The 23821-nt window shown below is 54.2% G+C and carries 21 protein-coding genes; 11 read left to right on the forward strand and 10 right to left on the reverse strand.

Annotation, left to right across the window (positions count from 1 at the left end):
• Positions 1-7: 7 nt before the first annotated feature.
• The 6 genes from A7K98_RS01950 to A7K98_RS01975 all read right to left on the reverse strand — a co-directional run bounded on the left by A7K98_RS01950 (position 8) and on the right by A7K98_RS01975 (position 8896).
• Positions 8-1270: an SfnB family sulfur acquisition oxidoreductase gene (locus A7K98_RS01950; RefSeq protein WP_087487039.1), complete on the reverse strand. Its 1263-nt coding sequence runs from the start codon at positions 1268-1270 to the stop codon at positions 8-10.
• Positions 1271-1493: 223 nt separating this feature from the next.
• The gene (locus tag A7K98_RS01955) at positions 1494-2744 is read right to left on the reverse strand and encodes an MFS transporter (protein ID WP_087487040.1); all 1251 of its coding nucleotides are present in this window, start codon (positions 2742-2744) and stop codon (positions 1494-1496) included.
• A gap of 52 nt (positions 2745-2796) precedes the next feature.
• On the reverse strand, positions 2797-5889 hold the full coding sequence (locus A7K98_RS01960; RefSeq protein ID WP_087487041.1) for a beta-galactosidase: 3093 nt from the start codon (positions 5887-5889) through the stop codon (positions 2797-2799).
• Positions 5890-5999: 110 nt separating this feature from the next.
• Positions 6000-7082 carry a LacI family DNA-binding transcriptional regulator gene (locus tag A7K98_RS01965; RefSeq protein ID WP_087487042.1) on the reverse strand — a complete coding sequence of 361 codons (1083 nt, stop codon included), beginning with the start codon at positions 7080-7082 and terminating at the stop codon, positions 6000-6002.
• Between the two features lie 118 nt (positions 7083-7200).
• On the reverse strand, positions 7201-8175 hold the full coding sequence (locus A7K98_RS01970; RefSeq protein ID WP_087487043.1) for a hypothetical protein: 975 nt from the start codon (positions 8173-8175) through the stop codon (positions 7201-7203).
• A 172-nt stretch (positions 8176-8347) separates the two neighbouring features.
• On the reverse strand, positions 8348-8896 hold the full coding sequence (locus A7K98_RS01975; protein WP_087487044.1) for a hypothetical protein: 549 nt from the start codon (positions 8894-8896) through the stop codon (positions 8348-8350).
• Positions 8897-9222: 326 nt separating this feature from the next.
• Here A7K98_RS01975 and A7K98_RS01980 point away from each other — a divergent pair, with 326 nt between their 5' ends.
• From A7K98_RS01980 to A7K98_RS01990, 3 genes are all read left to right on the forward strand, one after another.
• Positions 9223-10191: a bifunctional helix-turn-helix transcriptional regulator/GNAT family N-acetyltransferase gene (locus tag A7K98_RS01980; protein WP_087487045.1), complete on the forward strand. Its 969-nt coding sequence runs from the start codon at positions 9223-9225 to the stop codon at positions 10189-10191.
• Positions 10192-10388: 197 nt separating this feature from the next.
• Positions 10389-10832 (forward strand): type II RES/Xre toxin-antitoxin system antitoxin, encoded by a 444-nt coding sequence (gene parS, locus A7K98_RS01985; protein ID WP_407703102.1) that lies wholly within the window; start codon positions 10389-10391, stop codon positions 10830-10832.
• On the forward strand, positions 10829-11287 hold the full coding sequence (locus tag A7K98_RS01990; RefSeq protein WP_087487047.1) for an RES family NAD+ phosphorylase: 459 nt from the start codon (positions 10829-10831) through the stop codon (positions 11285-11287). Before parS ends, A7K98_RS01990 begins: the two co-directional genes overlap by 4 nt.
• Positions 11288-11539: 252 nt before the next feature.
• Here A7K98_RS01990 and A7K98_RS01995 read toward each other — a convergent pair whose 3' ends face one another.
• Complete coding sequence (locus A7K98_RS01995) at positions 11540-12325, reverse strand: SDR family oxidoreductase (protein WP_087487048.1); 786 nt, start codon at positions 12323-12325, stop codon at positions 11540-11542.
• 51 nt (positions 12326-12376) lie between these two features.
• Positions 12377-13276 (reverse strand): GntR family transcriptional regulator, encoded by a 900-nt coding sequence (locus A7K98_RS02000; RefSeq protein ID WP_087487049.1) that lies wholly within the window; start codon positions 13274-13276, stop codon positions 12377-12379.
• Positions 13277-13461: 185 nt separating this feature from the next.
• Here A7K98_RS02000 and A7K98_RS02005 point away from each other — a divergent pair, with 185 nt between their 5' ends.
• The 7 genes from A7K98_RS02005 to A7K98_RS02035 are packed head-to-tail and all read left to right on the forward strand — an operon-like array spanning position 13462 to position 20145.
• Positions 13462-14274 carry an ABC transporter substrate-binding protein gene (locus A7K98_RS02005; RefSeq protein WP_087487050.1) on the forward strand — a complete coding sequence of 271 codons (813 nt, stop codon included), beginning with the start codon at positions 13462-13464 and terminating at the stop codon, positions 14272-14274.
• Between the two features lie 27 nt (positions 14275-14301).
• Positions 14302-15027, forward strand: coding sequence for an amino acid ABC transporter permease (locus A7K98_RS02010; protein ID WP_087487051.1), 726 nt, complete (start codon positions 14302-14304; stop codon positions 15025-15027).
• Positions 15024-15770 carry an amino acid ABC transporter ATP-binding protein gene (locus A7K98_RS02015; RefSeq protein WP_087487052.1) on the forward strand — a complete coding sequence of 249 codons (747 nt, stop codon included), beginning with the start codon at positions 15024-15026 and terminating at the stop codon, positions 15768-15770. The genes A7K98_RS02010 and A7K98_RS02015 overlap by 4 nt, the downstream gene beginning before the upstream one ends.
• 13 nt (positions 15771-15783) lie before the next feature.
• Positions 15784-16959, forward strand: a complete 1176-nt coding sequence (locus A7K98_RS02020) for a M20 family metallopeptidase (RefSeq protein WP_087487053.1) — start codon at positions 15784-15786, stop codon at positions 16957-16959.
• Complete coding sequence (locus tag A7K98_RS02025; RefSeq protein WP_087487054.1) at positions 16956-18059, forward strand: mandelate racemase/muconate lactonizing enzyme family protein; 1104 nt, start codon at positions 16956-16958, stop codon at positions 18057-18059. The genes A7K98_RS02020 and A7K98_RS02025 overlap by 4 nt, the downstream gene beginning before the upstream one ends.
• Positions 18043-19212, forward strand: a complete 1170-nt coding sequence (locus A7K98_RS02030; protein WP_087487055.1) for a M24 family metallopeptidase — start codon at positions 18043-18045, stop codon at positions 19210-19212. Before A7K98_RS02025 ends, A7K98_RS02030 begins: the two co-directional genes overlap by 17 nt.
• A gap of 9 nt (positions 19213-19221) precedes the next feature.
• Positions 19222-20145 carry a dihydrodipicolinate synthase family protein gene (locus A7K98_RS02035; RefSeq protein ID WP_087487056.1) on the forward strand — a complete coding sequence of 308 codons (924 nt, stop codon included), beginning with the start codon at positions 19222-19224 and terminating at the stop codon, positions 20143-20145.
• Here the strand turns inward: A7K98_RS02035 and A7K98_RS02040 are convergent.
• Positions 20129-21223, reverse strand: coding sequence for a glutamine amidotransferase-related protein (locus tag A7K98_RS02040; protein WP_087487057.1), 1095 nt, complete (start codon positions 21221-21223; stop codon positions 20129-20131). The two genes, A7K98_RS02035 and A7K98_RS02040, sit on opposite strands and share 17 nt — an antisense overlap.
• Positions 21224-21292: 69 nt before the next feature.
• Between A7K98_RS02040 and A7K98_RS02045 the strand changes: the two genes are divergently transcribed.
• Positions 21293-22501 carry a pyridoxal phosphate-dependent aminotransferase gene (locus A7K98_RS02045; protein ID WP_087487058.1) on the forward strand — a complete coding sequence of 403 codons (1209 nt, stop codon included), beginning with the start codon at positions 21293-21295 and terminating at the stop codon, positions 22499-22501.
• An 83-nt stretch (positions 22502-22584) separates the two neighbouring features.
• Here the strand turns inward: A7K98_RS02045 and A7K98_RS02050 are convergent, their stop codons facing one another.
• Entirely contained in the window at positions 22585-23442 is an 858-nt protein-coding gene (locus tag A7K98_RS02050; protein ID WP_087487059.1) for a PhzF family phenazine biosynthesis protein, read from the reverse strand.
• Positions 23443-23821: the final 379 nt, after the last annotated feature.

Raw genomic sequence — 23821 nt, forward strand, 5'->3', positions numbered from 1 at the left:
TAATGATTCAGTTCCAGGCATGGCGTGGCGGGTTAATATTGTTCAGATAGTAGTTTCCTACATGGAAATATTTCCAGCGCACCGGGTCATGCAGGGTATGAGTGCGGGCATTGCGCCAGTGACGATCCAGATTAAACTCTTCCAGCGTTGAGCGCGTTCCTGCCAGTTCAAACAGTTTATTCCCCGCCTGCAAAGCCACTTCCGTAGTCAACACTTTGGCTTCGGCGGTAGCGACCGAGGCTGCCGCCACGGTCTGTTCATTTGGCTGTTTCAGGGCTTCATCAATCAGTTGTCCTGCCCGCCATAGCAGTGACTCTGCGGCATGCAGCCGGATTTTCAAATCACCAATCGCTGCGATGGTGAAGATATCCTGTGAAGCTTTTTCCTGACCACTGTCGATCCACGGACGGGACTTCTCATTGATGAATTTCACCGTATCAGCGATGGTACCGCGCGCGATACCGGCATCCACTGCGGCCTGAATAATCTGTGATATCGCCCCGGCGGCAGTAGGACGGTCAAAGGCTTTCCAGACCGGAATCACATCCTCTTCTGTGGCCCGGACATTATCCAGAACGACACTGCCGGACGCGGTAGTACGCTGACCAAACGAGGACCAGTTATTAATCACGGTCAGTCCTTCACTGTCACGGTTCAGAACCACCAGTTGTACCAGCCCCTGTTCATCGACAGCCACGGTATGTACTTTGTGTGCCAGCAGGGCGCCGGTGGCATAAAATTTTTCACCATTAACCCGCAGATGATCACCCTGCCGTGTCAGGGTGGTCCGGAAATCGGCAACGGTTTTTGAGCCTTTTTCGGAAAATGCATTACCCCAGCGTTCGCCGCGCAATACGCCAGCCAGCAGCCGCTGTTTCTGGCTTTCACTGCCATCAGCGATCAGATGGGCCACACCCGCCAGATGATTCTGCGGGATTTGTCCCAGTGCGGAATCGGCTGCCGAAATTATGGAAATCACCCGTGCTACGGTGGCATAGGAGACCTCTGCGCCGCCATAAGCTTTTGGCACGTTGATGCCCCACAAACCGCTTTGTGAAAATGCTTCCAGTTCGGCCACCGGCAGAATTCCTTCGCGGTCACGGCGGGCGGCGCCAGCCGCAAATTGTTCCGCCAGTTGTTCTGCGACCTCGATTGCCTGCTTATCACTGCGGATAAGCTGTGCCGGGACAGACGGCAGTGGTCGCGGGGCCAGCGGTTCAGAAGAGTTCACGTAAATATCGGCGGCCTGTGGAACCTCTAATGTGCTCATCACTTCTCCTTACCAGACTTGTCGCGCATAGCGCAGAATCCACATAGTGGCACAGTTTTTCCGGCAGGAATTAGAACAATTCCGGCAATCGATTTGCGGCAGGCAGATAACGGTAAGGTTATGAAAATTAGCAGGTATTTTTGTTTTTTATTCACGTGAAGGAAAGAGCTTTCGCCGCTGTGGGACGCCCCGGAGCTATATTACAGGCTCCGGGGACAAGTGGTTATTTTCCGGGGAGTGGTGCGGCGGTCAGATTGACGTTTTTCTTCTGGCTCAGGGTAAACAGTGACAGTAGAGTAAAGCTCAGGGCAATCAGCCCCAGTACCAGATAGGCCCCTTTAAAGCCGATATTCTGATACATCACGCCCGCCAGATAAGACATAAAAATCATCGCCAGCTGTTTGAAGAAACAGAAGCAGACCAGATAAATAGTGGCTGAAAACCGGACTTCAAACTGGCTGGTAATGTATTTAAAACAGCCGACAATCAGGAACGGAACCTCAAACATATGCAGTGTTTTCAGTGCTACCACTTCCACGGCATTGGTGGCAAAGGATGAACCAATGATCCTGACTGACATAATGGTCCCGGCCAGCAGTAAGGCATTCTTTCCGCCAATCCGGTTCACTATCATCGGCGCAAAAAACATGATTAATCCGTTCAGCAGTTCGCCCATGGTTGTGACATAGCCGAACACCTGAGTGCCTTTGGCAGTGTTACTAAAAAAGCCGGTAAAGAAATTAGCAAACTGCTGGTCAAATACGTCGTAGGTGCAGGACACACCAATCACATATAGCGACAGGAACCACAGTTTCGGTTGTTTAAACAGTTCCAGTGCCAGTTTCAGGCTGAATGCCGACGGGTTGACTCCGACTGCATCAGCGACCACGGCAGAAGAGGGGTTGCTGGTACGGGAGAAAAACAACAGCAGTGCGAGGATCACCGCACATCCTGAACCCAGCCAGAATACAAACTGGTTATTGATGTTAAACATAATCCCTGTGATTGAGGCGCAGATGGCCCAGCCCACACAACCGAACATCCGCGCGCGGCCAAATTCAAACTGGCTACGACGGCTGACTTTTTCGATATAGGCTTCAATCGAAGGTGCACCGGCATTATAGATAAAGCCCAGATAAATCCCGCCGACAATGGAACCCAGTAAAACGTTGTATTGCAGCAGTGGCCCGAACACATAAATAAAGAACGGAGCAAACATTACCAGCATGCCGGTGATCACCCACAGCAGATGTTTGCGCAGCCCCAGTTTGTCCGACAGCAAACCAAATACCGGCTGGAACAACAATGAAAACAGCGAAATCGAAGCGAAGATCACTCCGGTGCCTTCCTGGCTGATATGGTTGATATCGTGCAGCCAGATAGGGAAAAACGGGAAATAGGCTCCCATAATAAAGAAATAGAAGAAAAAGAAGCTGCCGAAAATCCAAAAATTAGTGTTGCGTAAATAGTACATAATCGATTCCTTGCGCCGCCTTCCGGCAATGCAGAACACTGCCGGCAAAGGATTAATGGTGACTACTTCTGCCCCAGACGATCTGATAATGATAATGTCGTGCAGTGAGCTGATACTCAGGTGCGACTGACGGGCTCCAGGAGTCATCACCACCGATTCCCATATGGAAACCATCAATATTCAGCCAGCTACCCGCCTCCGGGGTGAGCAGATGGCGATGGCTGGTCTCTGCCAGCTGTTGTTGACTGTAACGGCTCAGGTTGAACTGAAAGTCTCCCTGCCACTGATGGCTGCCGTAACGCAGTTGTCGGGTCGCACAGCGCAGTCCGTTCTCCGACGGAAAAACATACGGTGTGTACAGGTCTTCCAGCGGCAGATCCCAGCGATCAAAGCGGGCTGAGCTGAGGCGATCCGGATAGTTTTCGTGTGGCCCCAACCCCAGCCAGCTGGCCCGTTCTGCGACCTGCGATAACTGGCAGCTCAGACCAATTCTTGCCGGTGGGGTACCACCGGCAGGTAACTCAATATCAACCGTAATCTGCAGGTCACCCGCCGCATCAATTCGCCACTGTTTGCGGCTGATAAACAGGGTGGTTTGCTGAGACTGCCAGCGATGCAGGGTGGTAATCAGCACCGCATCGCTCAGTGGTTCGGCGCTACACTGCAACAGCACCGGTTCTGCACTGTAGTGTCCGGCCGCTTTCCAGCGTTCAGCCCAGGCATTGGGATCAATCCGGTGGGCTTCGCTGACTCCGATATCATTATCCAGCGGGGCGCGGGTAAACTGGTCGGTCAGGGCGCTCAGTAGCTGCGGTTGTGAATCGATAAAATACTGGCTGAGAACTCCGGCTTCACGGCTGAATTCCCAGCGGCGGTTCGCGGCAGCCACGCTAAAGGTTGTGTCAGTGGTGCTGAGTTGCGGGGCCGGGCCGGCAGCCTGGCGGGAGGATTCCGCCAGCCGTTCTTCCAGCGGCCATTGCTGCCAGCCGCTGATATGCCCGGCCTCTGACCAAAGGGTTGCCTGCGGCTGAATAATCTCGACATTCAGCCACAACTGACCATTGCCATCCGCCAGTGAAACCTCCGGCAGCTCAATTATCTGGCTGCCCTGTGGGGCGATATCCAGTGTCACTTTGCCTTCGGAAAGGGGCCGTCCATCCTGAGCAAACCGCCAGTGCAGTTGTTCGTTGCTGGTGTGACGGAACAGGTATTCACTGTGAATTTCCAGCCGACGTGGCTGGCCGGGCAGCAGGTTAAAGCTAAAAAACTGCTGCGCATGCTTTGCTTCATACAACGAAGGGTGCGGGGTCCGGTCGGCGAACACCAGGCCATCCATACAGAACTGACGATCATTCGGAGTATCGCCAAAATCACCGCCGTAGGCTGACCACGGTTGCCCCTGCTCATCGTATTTAATCAGTGACTGATCCACCCAGTCCCAGACGAACCCACCCTGTAACCGGGGATACTGACGAAATGCCTGCCAGTAACGGGCAAAGCCTCCCAGGCTGTTACCCATCGCATGGGCGTATTCACACAGGATCAACGGGCGATGTTCGCCCGGCAGCGACAGCCATTTTTTGATCGACCACTTAGGCACGGCAGGGAAAGGCTGATCCTGATCCACACGGGCATACATCGGGCAGATAATATCGGTGGCTGCGGTGTCTGCACCGCCGCCTTCATACTGTACCGGACGGGTCGGATCTGCGGATTTGATCCATCGATACAGTGCATCATGGTTTACCCCATGTCCGGATTCATTACCCAGCGACCAGATAATAATGCAGGGATGGTTGCGATCCCGCTGTACCATCCTTGTAACGCGCTGGCTCATTGCCGGTAACCAGTCAGGATCATCGGTAAGCCGGTTCATCGGCACCATGCCGTGGGTTTCGATATTCGCCTCATCGACCACATACAGACCATAGTAATCACACAGCCGGTACCACAGCGGATGGTTAGGATAGTGGGAGCAGCGTACGGCATTAAAATTATGCTGTTTCATCAGCAAAATATCGTTAACCATGGTCTCTCTGTCCATCACCTGGCCGTTGAGCGGATGATGTTCATGGCGATTGGTACCACGGATCAGCAGCGGTTGCCCGTTCAGTAACAGCAGACCGTTACGGATAGTCACTTCACGGAACCCGACATCGCAGCCTTCGGCTTCAGTCAGCCGGCCATCGGGGCTATGTAACAGAATTACGGCACGATAGAGCTGCGGATTTTCGGCACTCCACAGAGCCGGTTGAGTGACAGGGATACGCAGAGTGGTACGTTCGGCATAGCGGCCGCGTTCATCCACAATATCGCTGCCGGGAACGCCTCGTGCTTCACCTATCAGCTGATCCTGCTGCCACAGTTGCAGGGTCAGTTGCAGATCAGCGCTGATCGCACCCTGTAAATGGATTTCTGCGGCCAGCTCGGCGGCGGTAAAACTTTCATTCAGCCGGGTGGTGATACGGTAATCACTGATCTGTGTTTCCGGTTTATGCAGCAGGGCGACATCGCGGAAGATACCGCTCATCCGCCACATATCCTGGTCTTCCAGATAGCTGCCGTCGCACCAGCGCAGCACCATCACCGCCAGCCGGTTATCACCGGGTTGCAGAAAATCAGTCAGGTCAAATTCTGAAGGTAACCGGCTGTCCTGGCCGTAACCGACAAGCCGGCCGTTACACCAGAGATAAAAGGCTGAATTCACTCCTTCAAAGATGATTCTTGTCTGGCCCTGCTGTAGCCACTGATTGTCGGCTTTAAATGTGAGCGAGTAACAACCTGTCGGATTGTGTTGCGGTACCCGTGGCGGATCGACCGGAAACGGGTAGGTGACATTGGTATAAATCGGGGTGTCATAGCCCTGCATCTGCCAGTTAGAGGGCACAGGGATTTCGCGGCTGTCAGGCAGATCGGCCAGTCGCCAGCTGTCGGGGACATCCTGCGGCCGGTCAAACAGACGAAACTGCCACTGGCCATTCAGGCTGCGTAAACTGTCCGACGGCTGATCTGCCGCCGCTGCATCCGTGGAACGCCAGCTGTTGAAGGGCGGGTGTGCCGCCAGCCGGTTGAGTTGGGTGATGGCCGGATTTTGCCAGTGGTTCAGGGCCAGTACCGCGTCCAGGGAGTCACTATTCAGTGTCATTACCGCAATCCTTAAAAATTGTTATCCGCTCACAATTTTTAAAACATAAGTGCTGGCACTGTTTTCTGTAAAGCAGCAGATCCCCGGTCAGTGAACTGACTCACATAAATTTAATCTTCAGGGGTCAGACGCGAGACCTGGCGGGCCAGATGGATCAGTGAAGCGGAAAGGTCTCTGGCGGATGCGGTGGCGCTGCCCGGCGGTTGCACGGTATTACGCACCACCAGACTGACGTCCAGCTGCTGGTTTTCACTGCTCTGTTCACCACGCGATAACTGCAACAGCCGGTCAACGCTGGTTTTGCCCAGCAACGGAAAGTCCTGACGAATTGTGGTGAGAGGCGGGATATAACAGCAGCTGTCATCGGTATCATCGTAGCCAATCACCGAGATATCGGCCGGAACCTTCAGACCTGATTCGCAGATGGCGCGTATGGCACCGAGCGCCATCTGATCGTTGGCAACCAGCATGGCGCCGGGCACAATACCTTGCTCCAGCATCTGCCTGGTTTGCAGAAATCCGGACATGGCGCTCCAGTCTCCCTGCAGTTCGGCGACCGGTTTCAGTTGTTGTCTGGCAAGTGATGACAGCCAGCCGCTACGTCTTAGCCTGGCAGAGACCGAACTTTCAGGGCCACTGAGCAGTGCTATCTGCTGGTGGCCCTGCTGCAGCAGATATTCCGCTCCCAGCCGTGGTCCCTGCTGATGAGAGAAAATAATGCTGTTGACCGGCGCACTGTCTGAGACATCGAGGAACAGCACCGGGATATTGCCGCAGGCATTGGCCACTTCCCGCGCATCATCGTCATCCAGCGGAAAGTTAACGATAATTCCGGTGACCCGTTGTGCCAGCAGGTTATAAATCGCCGCCTTACAGGCCTGCAGTCCGACGTGTTCAATCATCGAGATAACTACACTGGCAGAAGAGTGATCAGCGCGGGATTTGATGGCGGCAACAATCTGTGAGGGAGCATGCAGTGCCAGGTGAGTGGTCGCCACGCCAATCAGCGGAGACTGTTTTCCTGCCAGCTGTTGGGCCACCCGGTTAGGGATATAATTCAGTTCAGCCATTGCCGCTTCGACTTTCTCACGGGTCCGTGCCGAGACATGAGTGGCCTGATTAACCACCCTTGAAACGGTCTGGTATGAGACCCCTGCAAGGTCTGCAACATCATACAGTGTGACTGGTTTCATGAATTCTCCCTGATTACCGGCTGTCCGCTGGCTATCATGCCACAGTTCTCTGCAGAGTCACTATGTAGGTTCGTTGGGGCGGTTTATGGGCCGCTTCGTGGGTCAGCAGAGTTGCGGCTCAGGGCTCCGGCGGGCGCGCTGGAACAATATTACCGATACGCACCGGCAGACCGGAGTATTGGCGGCAGCGTTTTTTTAATGCCTGCCACTCCTCTGTCTGCTGACGGCTATGTTCTGTCAGGGAATCAAAGGCTTTTTCGTCAATTTCGATACTAAATTCTTCCGGCAGCAGTGAGTCTTCTTCATCGAAGGGCTCTGCATCCCGTTCTTCTTCTTCGTCCGGATACTCATCCCGTTCAGCCAGCAGCTGTTGCAGTTGCCTGGTATTATGTTCGGCAACCGCCGGACTGTAATAAAACAGTCCGCTGATAAAAATCGCTTCCATCAGTTCACGGAAATTCAGCTCAGTTTCACTAAACAGCCGGTAGCGGTGCGGGCCATAATCAACTCCGGCAACGTCTTTCTGAAGTAGCCCGTCTTGTGGCAGAAATTCCAGCGAGTGCCTGCTATCAATCACCACCGGCAGATTTTTAATATCATGAATATTTTCGCTCAGACTCCAGTTTTGTGAAGAGTCAAAGCGGATGCCGAAGGCACTGCATTCGGTTTCAATATCGAAATCATCGGCGGGTGTCAGTTCACGGGAGAAATAGTCGATAAGATCTTCCTCTTCTCCCGGCTGCAGATACTGATAACTGCGGATAACCGCGCTATGACGGCGAACGGAGATCCAGTCAGGGCCGCTGCTTGCCGATGGCGCTGGTTTTTTTATTTCCTGGATATAGGCGGCGACATCACGATCCAGTACGGCGGTTAACAGATCCTGCCAGGCTTCCACCGCAATCAGGATCGCAGCCAAAGTGGTGTCCTGTTCAATCACCACCGGGTGACGGAAGAAGCGTAACAGAAACCAGGGATCATCAGCAGGCAGGGTCCGGAGAATAGACAGCAGCGGCAGTGCGGTGGCATCGTCGAAATCAGATTTAAAGCGCAAAATCTGATCTGCACAAAAATAAAGACGACCTTCCATCATAGTGTGGTTCCCGCGGAGGACAGTACCAACACCTTAGCAGAGCAGGGTAACCGGTGGTAGGGGGAAAGCCGGAGAAACTGAGGTTCTGTGACCCTCCGCCGCACGGCAGAGCAATCACAGAGTACTGCCGGGGCGGTTGCACTCCGACAGTAGCTGATCAAAGGGGATCCGATCACAAGTGGTTGATCAGCCAGAATCCGATCGCCAGTCCAAAACTGCGCATATACCAGAACCAGAAGAACACAAACAGGCAGAAGGTCGGGTGAGCGCGCTCACGGCTTTTCGCCTGATGAAATTCGCGGAATTTAAACATCATCAGCAAATTCACCAGCAACAGTACCAGCAGCGGAGCGTACAGTTTCGGGAACGGCATAGTGAACAGCCCAAGCCCGTAGTAATCGCGGTAGCTTTGCAGAAATTTCAGGCTGCTGACAATTTCAAACGCCAGCAACAGCATCAGTAAAAACGGCGTTATACGGGCATAGATAAATCTGGCGGCAAAATTATCCAGCGGCAACGGAGGCCGCTTCGGAGCTGACCTGCGGACGGGCTGCGCAGAAGGTGCCGGAGAAGGAGACGGGCTCTGTGACGGCAGGCTGGTCTTAGGCTCATCAGCCCAGTTCCCAAGGTTATCATGCCGGTCAGCGGCACGTTCTTTTTCGGCACAGGACGGGCAATAATCATTACTGATCTGCTGATGACATTTGGGGCAGGTTTGCATGCAACATCCTTTCTGAAGCGTGAGACTGGCTCAGTTAAAGCCCGGCCTGTAGCTGCCGGAACGAAAAGCGTTTTATGGTTGTCGGCAAATCATCGCATGGCATATAGCGGAAGGCAAACAGGATGGGGGGGAGGTATTTTAGGTTGGTGGGTGAAACGCCTCGTCCGGTGTTATCGAAGTGGTCGGTATAAACGGATCACGATACAGGGTTTGTTCCTGAACAACTGAAAGTCTGCATTGAGTGAGGATCTGACATAACGTAAGAGATTGACAAGTCCTCGAGGTAAATGGTTGTATAGTGCAACCATTATTGAAGGGCAATATGAATGATTTCAGAACAAGAGAACATAAAAAACATACGTACTGCATCACGTTTAATGGTACGTGAACTGGGTTTCATGAACCAGAATCTGGCCGCGAGTGATTATCCTCCCTCAGCCGTTCACACATTGCTTGAGGTTGAAATGCAGGGGGCAGTGACAGCTGTTCAACTGGTATCGATTTTGGGGCTTGAGAAGTCCAGCGTCAGCCGCCTGCTCTCTAAGCTCGTTGAGGCAGGAGAACTTGAAGAAAACACTTCTGTTGATGATGCGAGGGCGAAGCTTTTAAGTCTCACCGCGAAGGGCAGAGAAACAGTAAAGAATATAAATAATTACGCTCACCAGCGGGTAGCAGCAGCATTGGATAAGCTCGATCCATTTACCCGGGAGACTGTATCACAGGGTCTTTCTTCATATTCAGGCGCATTGAAAGCCAGTCGCGAAAATACTGAGGGGAAATTGCAAAGTAACTTAAAAATAGTCACGGGTTATCATGCAGGTATGATTGGCCGAATTACTGAAATGCATGGAGGCTATTACGCCAGAGAGCATAATTTCGGCCATTTTTTTGAAGCTAAGGTTGCCGCAGGGCTTGCTGATTTTACAGCTCGCCTGGATAAGCCATGTAACCAGATTTGGCTCGCGATGTTGAACGATCGCATCGTTGGCTCAGTTGCTATTGATGGTGAGGACCTGGGAAATAATGAGGCGCATCTGCGCTGGTTCATCCTTGATGATGGATGTCGTGGCAGCGGGCTTGGCAGAAAACTGATTGAAGAGGCAATGAGATTTTGCGATGAGAAAAAGTTCTCATCAGTACAGTTATGGACGTTCAATAAACTTACTGCGGCGAGAAGGCTGTACGAATCATTTGGTTTTGAATTGTCGAAACAATGGGAAGGTGATCAGTGGGGCACTACGATTACTGAACAACAGTTCTCGCGGATAAATATCGCTTCCTGGTTATCCTTTTGATGTGAGGTTTTGCGGACTTGTTCCGACAAGTCCCCTTTGTCTTGTATTAGTCATATCGGCTTTGGCTAATTTTTCAAAAGGTGTCTCGTTACAGATCAGCCCTTCTGCCCTTACTACCGTCATTACCTGGTAAAAATTTCACCACTTCTGTTCCATAAGGTATAATTAAAAAACCAAATGGAGGGTTAGCTATGACTATGAAAGTGTTTTCGCCTTCGGTAGCCCGTGTTCCGACTGCTGACCTGTGGAGTGTCGTCGGGCTTGAGGTGCAGGATGGGATCGCGCTGATGGGCAGAATCAGCGAGGGTCTGGAAGGAGATGTCGCCAGGCGTTTTTCTGACTGGACCAATATTCCGGCCAGTGAACTGCGTAAAATGTCGGGTATCCCTAACACCACCTTTAACCGCAGCATTAAGGCCCGGTTTACCGCCGATCAGAGCGAGCGAATTATTCGGGTGATCCGGGTACTGGCGCGCGCCATTGAACTGTTTGAAGGGGATAAGGAAGCCGCTAACCAATGGCTGAATGAGAAAAACCGCGCCCTTAACTGGCAAAAGCCTGCGGATGTTCTGTCGTCAGAAACCGGGGCGCTGGAGGTGATGCGGTTGATTACGCGGATTGAGCACGGCGTTTATTCATGATCCTCTACCGGCTCACCAAAACCCGCTATCTGTCGTCTGCCTGGTCCGGGTTGGGGGCGAAACAAGCCGGTGGCCGTTGGAACAGTGTCGGCATCGCGATGGTTTATCTGTCGGAGACGGCGTCACTGACTATGCTGGAAACGCTGGTGCATCTGAATGCCCCTCAGCTACTCGGGTCCTTTACTCTGCTGAGTATTGAAGTGCCGGAAAATCAGATAATGTTATTTGATCAGGATATGTTACCGGCCGACTGGGCCGCCGAAGATGCCCCGGCCATTCTGGCGCAATACGGCGACGACTGGGCAGCAGGCGCTCAGTCGGTGGCGCTGCGTATCCCTGGTGCACTCTCGCCGGTAGAATATAACTTTCTGTTCAATCCGCTTCATCCGGCAGTGGCTGGTCTGATGTACACTGTGCGGGCCATCCCGTTTAGTTTTGATTCACGCCTGAAATAGTCCGTCTTGTATGCGGTTGGCCACTGCCGGATAAACCTGGCTTATTTAACAGCGAAAAACAGATCGCAGGATTATTGAATGCGTTTTTTCTGCCCGGCGACTTAAAGGTTGTGCCTGTTTTACTCGGATAAACCGTTATCGGGGAATGGGGCAGGGAGTTGGAGCGGGGGCTTAGTCGTGGCCAGTCTGCCAGATCCCGGCAGAAAGGCCACTAAACAGCGTCAGGCCCGCGACTGCGGGCTGCCTGTTTAATCAGATGGAAGGGATTAATCCGCCATCGACGCGGATAATGCTGCCGGTGATATAGCCTGCCGGTTCTCCGGCAAGAAAGGCGGCGGTGGCACCGTATTCCACCGGATTGCCGTAACGCCCGGCAGGAATGGTTTTGCGGCTCTGTTCAGCTACCTGTTCGGCGGTGCTATTTTCACGTCCTGCTTTCAGGGCATCCAACTGGCCGACACGGTCGGTGGCAATACGCCCCGGAACCATCACATTTACCGTAACCCCTTTTGCTGCCACTTCACTGGCGAGAGTTTTTGACCAGCCAAGCAGGCTCATGCGCAATGCATTAGACAGCGCCAGGTTGGGAATAGGCGCGACCACTCCGGAAGAGGTGCTGGTGATAATCCGTCCCCAGCCCTGTTCCAGCATGGCCGGTAATACTTTATCGGTCAGCTGAATCAGTGAACCTACCATCAGCGAAAACTGGCTTTGCCAGACGGCGGCATCGGTTCCGGTGGCACGGGCCGGAGGTGGCCCGCCGGAGTTATTGACCAGAATATCAATATTGCCCCACTGCTGGCGGATACTCTCCAGGGTCTGGTCAAAATCCTGCGGTGCCGCCAGGTCGAGAATCCAGGCCTGTGCAGTGCCGCCCTGAGCCGTGATAAGGCTGACAGTTTCTGCCAGTTTATCGGCATTACGCCCGGTGACTGCCACTCTGACGCCTTCCTGTGCCAGCGAAAGAGCGATTGCCCGGCCCAGACCGCTGCCGGCACCACAAACCAGTGCGACACGCTGCGCTATTTTTAAGTCCATAACTTCTCCTGATTGTATTTTCAGGATCAGTATGTGCAAAATTGATGCCGGTTATGCTTCCGGTTTTGAAAAACTTACCTGGTCAAAAGCAAACTGCAGATGTTTACGCATCAGTTCGGCAGCCAGTTGCGGTTTATGATCACGCAACGCATCAAGGATAGCCACATGCTCTTCACACCACTCTTTCACGCGGCGTTTATTATGGTAGCTGCCAAATTCCAGCAGGCGGCGTAAACGGTTTTGCTGTTGAATTGCCTGTAGTACAAACAGGTTACCGCTGGCTTCCGCCAGAATTTCATGGAAAGAAGCATCGGTTTCAAAGATTTCTTTAGCCGGAACCCGGGTAATATCGTCGTGACCGATCAGCCGCAGATGCTGAGCCCTCAGGCGTTTCAGTTGCTGGCGGTCAATTCTCAGCCGCGGTGACAGCAGGGCCGCCGGTTCAATCATCAGCCGGAATCCATAGCTGTTCTGTAATGCCACATCAGAGTTTATGGTCTGCAAAAATCGCCAGCCATGCCCCGCGTTACGGGCTATCAGCCCGTCCTCCGAAAGCATCACCAGTGCCCGCGATAATACCCCGCGATCAGCATCATAGCGCTGGCTAATTTCGGTCTGGGTAAAGGATTCCGGCAGCACTCCGGCAATCCTGTCTCTGACCAGCCGTTCATACAATTCCTGATCATTATTTTTGGTCTGCTCAATGGTCAGACGCTGCAGTTCATCAATGCTTTTCAGCAGGAAAAAACCCTGATTTGGCCGCGCTTCCACGGCGCCCAGACGGGTCAGCTCCTTCAGCCCGGACCGGACAGGACTGCGTGAAACACCCAGAGCATCTGCGAGATGTTGTTCACGCAAATGGTGACCTGGATCGAATCTTGCATCATATATCAGGTCAAGGATTTGCCGGGCTATCCGGCGACTGCTGGCAGTTGAGTCAGTCAGTGTCATGGAGCGTGTTCCCTGGAGTGTATTATTGTCAGCTCAATATACAATAATAACTCACCAGGTTGCAGCTAAATAAGCGGTTCTGATGCACGTATTTTGTGCATCCTGCACCACAGGAAAGCATTTTGTTATCCCTTTAATTGTATTTTGTGCGTCAGAAAATCCAATTTAATCACCAGGAGACAAGCATGAACAAATTATCTTTGCGCAAGTGGTTGGCCGGAAATCTGTTACTGGCCCTGGCTATCGGGCCACTGGCTGCTGTTGCCGCTGACGAAAGTGTCACCCCAGGGCAGTTAACCTATGGTACCGCTGCCACCTTTATGCCGTTTGAATTCGTCAAAAACGGCCAGCTGACCGGGTTTGATATTGACCTGATCACCGCACTGAGCAAAAAAATTGGTCTGACCCCGGCGCCTCAGCAGATGTCTTTCCAGGGGCTGATCCCGGCGTTACAGGGCAAACGTCTGGATATGATTAACTCGGCCATGTACGTCAATCCGACGCGTGCTGCTCAGGTCGATTTTATTCCTTACCTGAAAATCGGAAGCCGCGTAGTGGTGCGTAAAGGCAACCCGTCCGGCATTACCGGCCGTGACCTTTCACTGTGCGGTAAAAATATCGCCGTCACTCTGGGGGGCATTGAAGAGAGCGAAGCCCGCGAAAATAACACCCAGTGTCTGGCGGCCAAAAAAGCTGCGATTAATGTGATGACCTTCCCGGCGGCTACTGACTCCGCAGTGGCGGTAGCCCAGGGCCGTGCCGATGCCGAGTTTTTATCTACTCCGGGAACTGTCGCGCTGTTCAGCGAAAAACCCGACGTGTTTGAAGCGACCGGACCAGAGTTTGAAAACAATACCCAAATCGCTTTTGCCATCCGCAAAGGTGACACCCACACCCGCCAGTTGCTGGAAAAGGGGCTGAAAGAGGTGGTGCAGGACGGGACTTACCAGAAGCTGATTACTAAATGGAACTTCCCGGGCTCCGTCGCCATTTTCTAAACCGAACCCGCACTCCAGGAGAATACTATGTCGATTGATCTGATGTGGCAGTACTTCATCTCACCTGAGTTTTTCAAAGGTGCATGGATGACGCTGTTAATCACCCTTTGTTCACTGCTGTGCGGTGTGGTTATGGGGCTGGTTCTGGCTTTGCTGCAGGAAGCTCCTTTTCGTCCCGGAAAATGGCTGGCCTTTTTCTATCTGTGGCTGTTTCGCGGCACTCCGGTGCTGTTTCAGATTATTTTTGTCTACAACGTCCTGCCAGGTTTTGGCATCCGTTTTTCTGCCTTTACCTGTGCGGTACTGGCGCTTTCACTGAATGAAGGCGCCTATATGGCGGAAATTCTGCGTTCCGGATTGCAGGCAGTAAAAAGCGGCCAGCGCACTGCCGGTATGGCGCTGGGCATGAATAACGCGCAAATCATGCGCAAGATTGTATTGCCGCAGGCCGCCAGAATCGTCCTGCCACCGATGGGTAACCAGATGATCAGCATGCTGAAATCAAGCGCGCTGGTATCGGTGATTGCCGTGCAGGATCTGCTGCTGGTGGCAAACCAGGCCGCCAGTGCCAGTTTCCGTTACTTTGAAGCGCTGTGTGCCGCCGGTATCTATTACCTCGTTCTGACCTCATTTTTCATGATTTTCCAGTCCTGGCTTGAAAGTGTGCTGGACCCGAAACTCCGCCGCAAAAAAAACAAAAAGCTGCGCTTAGTGCCACCAGGCCTGAACAGTGACACCCGGGAGGTGCTATGAAACACCCCGATAAACCCCTGCTGGAAATGATCGGCATCGATAAAACCTTTGGCCGCCAGAAAGTACTGAAAAACTGCTCACTGACGGTAGAGCGTGGCGACACGGTGGTGCTGATTGGCCCTTCCGGCTCCGGAAAATCGACTCTGCTGCGTTGCGTAAACCTGCTGGCTCCGGCCGACAGCGGTGACGTGTTTTTTGGCAGCCAGAACATCAGCCGTGGCGAAATTCCGGCCGATAAGCTGCGTCAGCGTATTGGTATGGTTTTTCAGAACTACGAACTGTTCTCTCATCTGACCGCCGCAGAAAACATCATGCTGGCACCGATGACGGTGCTGGGTGTGAACCGGATTGATGCCCGAAAGCAGGCCGAAAATTTGCTGGCTAAGGTGCGGATCAATGAACGGGCTGACCATTTTCCGGATGAATTATCCGGCGGCCAGCAGCAGCGTGTCGCCATTGCCCGGGCGTTGGCGATGAAACCCGAGCTGATGTTGTACGACGAACCTACCTCCGCACTGGATCCGGAAATGATCCGTGAAGTGCTGGATGTGATGGCTGAACTGAGCGCTGAAGGGATGACCAGTATGGTGGTGACCCATGAGATGGGCTTCGCCCGCAGTGCTGCAAATCAGATTCTGTTTATGGAGGAGGGGGAAATTATTGAACGGGCCAATACCCGTGACTTCTTCTCTGGTCAGGTCAGTGATCGCGCAAAACGCTTTCTCGACCAGATTTTACATTAAGAACGGAGCAACTATGAGTACTTATCAGGCTGACAGTGGACGGATGAAACAGGATTTAGCGGCGCTGGTTGCCATTAATACCGAAAATCCGCCGGGCCATGAGCGTGAAGCGGCAGAATGCGTGGCTGACTGGCTGCGGGAGGCCGGTTTCGATCTCTCCTTCAGTGAATATGCGCCAGGCCGGACCAACGTGATTGCGGTACTGAAAAATGGCCAGGGTCCCTGTTTTGCCTTTAACACCCACCTGGATACGGTACCGGCCGGAGAGGGCTGGCGCACCGATCCTTTCACCCTGACCGAAGCCGATGGCCGGCTGTACGGTCGCGGTTCCTGTGATGCCAAAGGGCCGCTGGTAGCGATGGTAGAAGCCCTGAGAATGCTGGCCGCTAACCGGCAATCATGGTCCGGAACCCTGATGGGGGTATTCACTGCCGACGAAGAAGCCGCCAGTGAAGGGGCGAAATTCTATGTGAAAGATGCACCGCCAGCGATCGACTTTGCGGTGATCGGTGAGCCCACCTCAAATGCGACCTTTTCGGCGCATAAAGGCAGCCTGCGTCCGAAAGTGCGGGTTAACGGAGTGACTGCTCACTCAGGAACCCCTGAGCTTGGGGTGAATGCGGTGTATCAGGCCGGACAGCTGTTGCAGATGATTGAGCAGAGCCACCATCAGGAAGTGCGCTGCCGCTGCCATGCGCTGGTAGGTAATGCCAGCATGACGGTAACCCGTATTCACGGCGGACATGCCGACAACGTGATCCCTGAAAGTTGTGAACTGATGATTGACCGGCGCATGGTGCCGGGAGAAGACGAAGTCGTGGTACGCCAGGAGATTCAACAGTTACTCGACCAGGCCCGTGAACAAAAAGGAATCGAGGCGGAGATTATCGGCTGGCAGCCTACTACCGGTGGCGCGACCGAAACCGACAGCCAGGAAGCGATTGTTCAGCACAGCCTCGCAGCCTGCCAGAAACATGGCAACACAGATCCGGGCCCGTATGGCTTTCAGGGCGGTTGTGACTTAGTGCATTTCCGTTCGCTCGGCGCGAAAGGCGTGGTAATTGGCCCGGGCGCTCTGGCGGTGGCACATAAGCCGGATGAGTTTGTCCCTGTCGATGAGTTTATTGCTGCCGCTTATATCTATCTGGATATCGCCCTGGCGATGCTGCCTGCGGAGAACGCATCGTGAAAATCCGCTTATGGCGCGGTGAATTGCACTATGCCGGTGTCACGCTCTATACCGCCTCTTCCGGGCCGGTCAGCGGGCTGGATACCCTGTGGCTGACCCTGGAAGAACAGGGCCAGTGCGGTCTGGGCGAAGTGCGCCTGAACATCAGTTATCTGCATGGTTACACGCCGGAACAGGTGATCAGTAACCTGCTGCCGGTGCTGTCTGGCTGGCAAACTCTGCCGGTCGGTCAGGAATTACTGACCGCAATTCACACCCCGGACAGCCAGCTGCTGGCTCCAGGCCGGATGCTGCTGGATATGGCGGTACACGATTTTCTGGCCCGCAGCCAACAGCAAACCCTGGCTGAGTTCCTCGGCGGGCCTGCCGGTAACGCTGAATTCAGCACTAACCAGACTCTGTTCTGGGGCAGCGAACAGCAGCTGTTAACCCAGGCGCAGCAGTACGTCAGCCGTGGATTTACTCAGTTAAAACTGCGGGTCGGCATCAGCGATTTCGACACCGATCTGGCGCGATTAACCCTGCTGCGTGACACCTTCGGTCAGGACATTTCACTGGCCGTTGATGTGAACGGCCAGTGGACATTATCACAGGCCAGGCAGGCGTTTGCCCGGCTGCAACCGCTGCAACTGAGCTATATCGAACAACCGTTACCAGCCAGCCAGGATGCTGAGCTGTCCGCGCTGGAGGAATACGGCATTCCGGTGATGCTCGACGAAAGTCTCAACAGCGAAGCAGCGCTGCAACGGCTGGTGGCGGCCGAAGGTCGCTTATGGGGGCATCTGAAACTGGTCAAACTGGGGGGGATCGCCCCGCTGGTGTCTGCGGCACGGCAGCTTAAAGCTGCAGGGGTGCCATTTATGATTGGCCAGATGAACGAGGGCCATGCAGCCACCGCCGCGGCATTGCAGCTCTGTTATCTGCTGCAACCGGCCTTTGCCGAACTCTATGGTGCTGACGGATTAACCGACGATCCCGCCAGCGGATTAACTTATCAACAGGGTCGTATCCGGGCCTCTGACATCCCCGGGCTGGGGGTGCGCTTCGATATGACAAAAGCAACCTTACTTCAGGAGTTTAGTGATGCAAAAACCCGGTAATGTGATTCAGGGCAGCGAATCCGCGTTTCAGGCTGAGGAGTATCAGCAACGTATTCGCCTTACCCGTGAACGGCTCAGCAAGGCCGGTGTTGAGGTGATGATTGTCACCGGCCCGGAAAATATCTTCTGGCTCACCGGCCAGCAAACCCCGGGCTATTACACCTTTCAGGCGTTAATTCTGCCGGTGGAAGGGGATCCGGTGTTTGTGATTCGCCAGCTGGAGTATTTCAACTTTATTGCCAACACCTTTATCAGCGATGCCGCGATCTATCAGGATGGTGACAATCCGGTGGAGTTTCTGGTGGAAAAAATCCGTCAGTGCGGCTGGATGAACAAACGTATCGGGCTGGATAAACGCGGCTGGTTCTTACCGGTCGCGGTGTATGAAGCTCTGCAAAGCCAACTGGGTGAGATTGCGGATACTGCCGGAGTGATTGAACCGCTGCGGGCGGTGAAATCGCCCGCAGAAATCGAAAAAATTTCTCAGGCTGCCCGCTATGTGGATGAAGGGATGCGGGCCGGTATCCGGGCGATTCGCCAGGGTGCCGACGAAAACGCAGTGGTATCGGCGATGATGGGCGGCGCGATTGCTGCCGGTTCGGAATATGTTGGCATGGAGCCGCTGATGTCCAGCGGTCCGCGCAGTGGTATTCCTCACGGAACCTGGCGGCGCCGGGTATTGCAGGATAACGATCCGGTATTCCTGGAAATGGCGGCATCTCATGACCGTTACCACGCCGCTTTAATGCGTTCTGCATGGATCGGCAAACCTCCGGCAATTGCTATTGAAATGGAAAAGGTCTGCCAGGAAGCCTTACAGGCGGCACTGGATGCTATTCGTCCCGGAGCCACCTGTGCCGATCCGCATAATGCCTGCCAGCGGGTGATCGACCGTGCCGGTTTCACCGACAACTTCAAAAAACGTACCGGTTACTCCATCGGGGTGTCGTTTGCGCCTGACTGGGGCGAAGGCGGCATCCTGAGCCTGTACGGCGGCATTACCACTGAGCTGCAGCCGGGTATGACTTTCCATATTCCGCCTGCACTGCGTATTTATGGCGAATTTACCGTCGGGGTGAGTGAAACCGTGGTGGTTACCGACAACGGTTATCGTCAGCTTGGCAGCCTCTCCCGTCCATTAACTTTATTGTAAGGCACAGAAATGAAAGATATTAATGAGAGTCGCGAACGCCTGAAAGGCATTTTCAACATCACGGTAACTCCGTTCACCCCGCAAGGCGAACCTGATTTCAACGCACTGTGTGAAAACATTGAGCGGGTGATCGGTCTGGGATACGACGGCATCCTGATTGGCGGTACTTACGGCGAGTTTCCGGTGATGTCGCTGGCAGAACGGAGTGAACTGTTTGTCCGGGTGATGGAATGCGTACAGGACCGTATTCCGGTGATGCTGTGCAGTGCCAGCTCCGATCCGCGCGATGCCCGTGACCTGACAGTTCTGGCCGGTGAACTGGGTGGTCTGCCGATGGTGACTGCGCCTTACGTCAGCGAAATTACCGATGATCAGATCATCAGCTATTTCCGTGAAATGGCACCGCTGTCGGTCACCGGTATCCTGGTGTATAACGCGCCGGGTATCGGGATTACGCTCTCTCCGGCATTGCTGGAGAAACTGGCCGATATCCCGGGAGTGGTGGGTATTAAACAGGGTGATCTGAACCCGACCGCTATCGATCAGATTGCTAACCGTCTGAAAGGACGCCTGCGCCTGTTCTGTGCCTCTGACCTGGCATTTACCGGTCCGATGATGGCCGGATTCGACGGCATCAGTACCACTAACAGCGGTGCGTTACCGGAATTAATTCTGGCGACTTACCGTGCGCTGGAGCAGGGCGATGCGGCAACCGCCCGCGACCTGCATCAGCTATGGTTCGATTACCGCCAGCTGGCACGTCAGCATGGTCAGCCACAGCTGGTGAAAGCGGCGATGGCACTGCGTGGATTTAATGGCGGTACGGTCAGAGCACCGTTGCAGCCGGTATCTGCACAGGCTATCGAGGCACTGACCGGAGTGATGAAAGCTCTGGCCAGTGATCCACGCAGCGGGGTTACCCTTGCCGGTTAACCGCAGCCTGTAAAAACGCGATAAACAGCGGGTGCGGGGCTTCCGGCCGGGAGAGTAACTCCGGATGACCCTGTACCCCCTGCCAGAAAGGCGCCTTCACCAGGGCAATGCCTTCGATAATATCACCGCTGGCTGCGGTTATGCTGGCCCCTGTCGCCGTTAGCGGGCCGGTCAGTGCAGGGTTAAACCGGTAACGATGGTTGTAATGCATCGGGTAGCTGCCGTCAGGAGTGCTGAACGGGAAAATACCGCAGCGATGCCTGCCATCGTCAAAGCGGATAAAACTGTGCAGCGGAGCCTCAGGATCGACTTCCGCCAGTATTGCCTGACGGCAACCGGCGGACTGCCGGACCAGCGCGGTGGCCATGCTCTGCATGCCGAGGCACAGTCCGAGCACCGGCAGCGGAGTGTTCAGGGTGGCTTCCGCAATGCGAATCTGCCCGATAACGGCGGCCATCGAGGCACCGCCCGGCAGAATGATGCCGGACAGCGGAGCTAATTCGCTGAGCTCTGCTGACAAACTGTCCGGGGGAACAAAGCGGATATCGACAGACAGGCCCAGTGCATCGGCGGCGTCACCCAGCGCAGCAAGAGTTGCCGGATAGGCATGACGGTGATCCGCTTCATGCCCGGCAATGGCGATGGTCAGCGGTGATGTTGCCATGGCAGTCGCAGGCTTTGCATCGTAGCGGCCATAACGGTCAGGGGATGCTGAGAATGTCAGTGGTGGTTGCGCGCCGTCCAGGATCAGTTGGCCATCGCGGTAATGGCTGTACAACCGGGGACCGGGCAGTGAAGCAATAAGCGCCTCCTGCGAGGCGGCCAGCACAATAACGGCGTCCCGGTCCGGCAGTTGTGCAATATCGGTGACTTCCTGCTGCAACGTATTGCTGCGGTACAGACCGCTGGTGACGCAATACCCGGCCGAAATCACATGCTGATGGCTGTCAGCAAACGGCTGTTCAAACGCCGGACGCAGGCTCCACAGCGGCAGGTTTAACTGACTGGCCCACAGGCTGGCAGTGACGCCAAAGCAGGCCGGGAACGGTGAATCATCGAGAATGAAGAACGGTAACACGGCATCTATCCTGCTGTAGTTTTGGGAGGATAATTGTATTGTTTGAATCAAATTATACAAAGAGGATTTATGAATACTCAACAGACCGCGCGGAGAATGCATCGGGTTCGTCCTTCGCCAACCGCCACCATTTCCGACCAGGTCAGAAGTCTGGAGGCTGAAGGCCTGTCAGTGATTAACCTGGGCGAGGGAGAGCTGGATTTTGCCACGCCGACAGCCATCAGCTATGCCGGCATTGAGGCTATTATCAGCCATCAGACCAAATATACTGCTGTGGCCGGTACTGCAGAACTAAAACAGGCGATTGCGGCTAAATTTCTCCGTGATAACCAACTGAGTTACAGCCAGCCACAGATCATTGCCGGCAGCGGGGCTAAGCAGCTGATTTTCAATGCGCTGCTGGCGACCATCGACCCGGGGCAGCAGGTGATTATTCCGGCCCCTTACTGGGTATCTTATCCTGATATGGTCACGCTGGCAGAAGGTGAACCGGTGATTGTGTCCTGCGAAGAACAGCACGCCTGGAAGCTACAGCCGGAAACGCTGAAAGCGGCGCTGACACCACAAACCCGCTGGATCATTCTTAATTCGCCGGGCAACCCGACCGGAGCGGTCTATACCGCGGCAGAATTGCAGGCGCTGGCGGCGGTACTGGCTGATTATCCGCAGGTACTGATTATGGCGGATGATATTTATGAGCCATTACGTTATGACGGTATTCCGTTTTCGACCCTGGCTCAGGTGGCTCCTGAACTGGCGGACAGAACACTGACGGTAAACGGTGTTTCTAAAAGCCACGCTATGACCGGCTGGCGACTCGGCTATGCCGCCGGGCCGGAATGGCTGATTGCTGCCATGCAGACGTTGCAGTCGCAAAGCACCTCTAATCCGTCCTCCATTTCTCAGGCTGCTGCGGTAGTGGCACTTAATCAGCCAGCAGACTTTCTGCCAGGCTGGATCCGTGTTCTGGATAAACACCGCCAGCGGGTGCTGCAAGTGGCCAGTGATACCGACGGGCTGTCTGCCAGTGCGCCGGAAGGGGCATTTTATCTGTTCGTCAATTGCCGTGAATTACTGGGCCGCCGTACCCCGCAGGGTGAGGTAATCAGTGATGATCTGGCGCTGGCCAGCTGGTTGCTGTCTGAAGCTCAGGTTGCTGTGATCCACGGTTCGGCATTTGGCACCCCGGGTTATCTGCGTATTGCTTATGCGGTGGACAGCGCGGTGCTGGAAACGGCCTGTCAGCGGTTGTCACAGGCAATTTCGCGGTTGAGCTAAGTCTGAGGGCAGGTGATAAACCGGCCGGGTCTGTCGCGCAACAGAACTTTCTGGCGCTGCAACTCCGGCCGGGTCTGGCAGAGTTACTCCATCAGCCGTGCCTGGCCTGAGACGGCAATCGGGCTGCCTGGCTCATCGGTGATCTTTGCAATAATCCGCGAGCGCATCCCCATATCTTCTCCCTGAATAATCTCAATTTCCCCGTGGTGCGGCCAACCGATATCCCGCAGATAACCGGCAAAAGCCGCCGATGCCGCCCCGGTGGCCGGGTCTTCATAGACTCCCCCATAAGCAAACGGATTGCGGGTATGAAAGTGTTGCTCATCCTCTGCCACGACCAGCAGAATAGTGACCCAGCCGTTTTTCCTCATCAAAACGCCGCCTTCTGCCTGCGAGTAATGCATGGCAGCCAGCTGACTGCGTTGTTTCAGTGTCAGTATCAGATGATCTGCACCGCCGTGGATGCGGGCCGGGGGAATTCGCTGATCTAAATCTTCGCGGCTATAGCCAAACAGTTGCAGTGCCTGGTCAACCAGAAGCTGTTCCACCGGCTGGCTGTGGGTCGGCGGGGAAAGCAGCGTAGCCTGCCAGTTACCGGATTCATCGGGCTGTGCGGAGACCGGAATGGTGGTCAGATTAAGCTGAAACTGATAATCCCCGGCACCGTAACGCCTGGCAATACCGGTGGTGGTGGCGATAGTCGCGTGACCACAAAACGGTACTTCGGCTTCCGGGGAAAAATAACGTACCCGCCACAGTTTGTGGGTTTCATCGAGCGGTACGGCAAAGGCAGTTTCTGAAAACCCCACTTCTGCGGCAATTCTCTGCATCTCTTCATCGGCAGGGAACTGAGTTCCGGTCCAGACTCCCGCCGGATTGCCGCCTTGTCCGGCATCTGAAAACGCCGCAATGTGAACCAGTTCTGACGCAGGGTATTGCATAAGTGCTCCATAGACTAAGCAAGAGATGGGGTGACCTTCACCATAACTGATGTTTTCGGATATTGCATAAAACTCCCCGCCAGTGACTGAAAATTTCCTGATGCGCTGAGTCAGCTGCCGCTTTGGAGAATTCCGTCCGGAAAGCGTTATTTTGCGGGGATCGTATCAGGGAATACCGACGATTGCCGCTGGCTCGCTGAAAGAGATGAAGCCCGGGAGTCATGATGCATAACGAAGAAATGATTGTCTGTTGTGTTAATTAAGGACTCTCTGGTGAAAAACCATCTGCTCATCGCTGTACTTAGCCAGATGTTTATCTCTGCAAACAGTCTGACAAATGACCCAACCATCATCGACTACATAAAGTTAGTGAAGATTA

It is taken from the genome of Tatumella citrea (assembly GCF_002163585.1).
Taxonomy (GTDB): domain Bacteria; phylum Pseudomonadota; class Gammaproteobacteria; order Enterobacterales; family Enterobacteriaceae; genus Tatumella; species Tatumella citrea.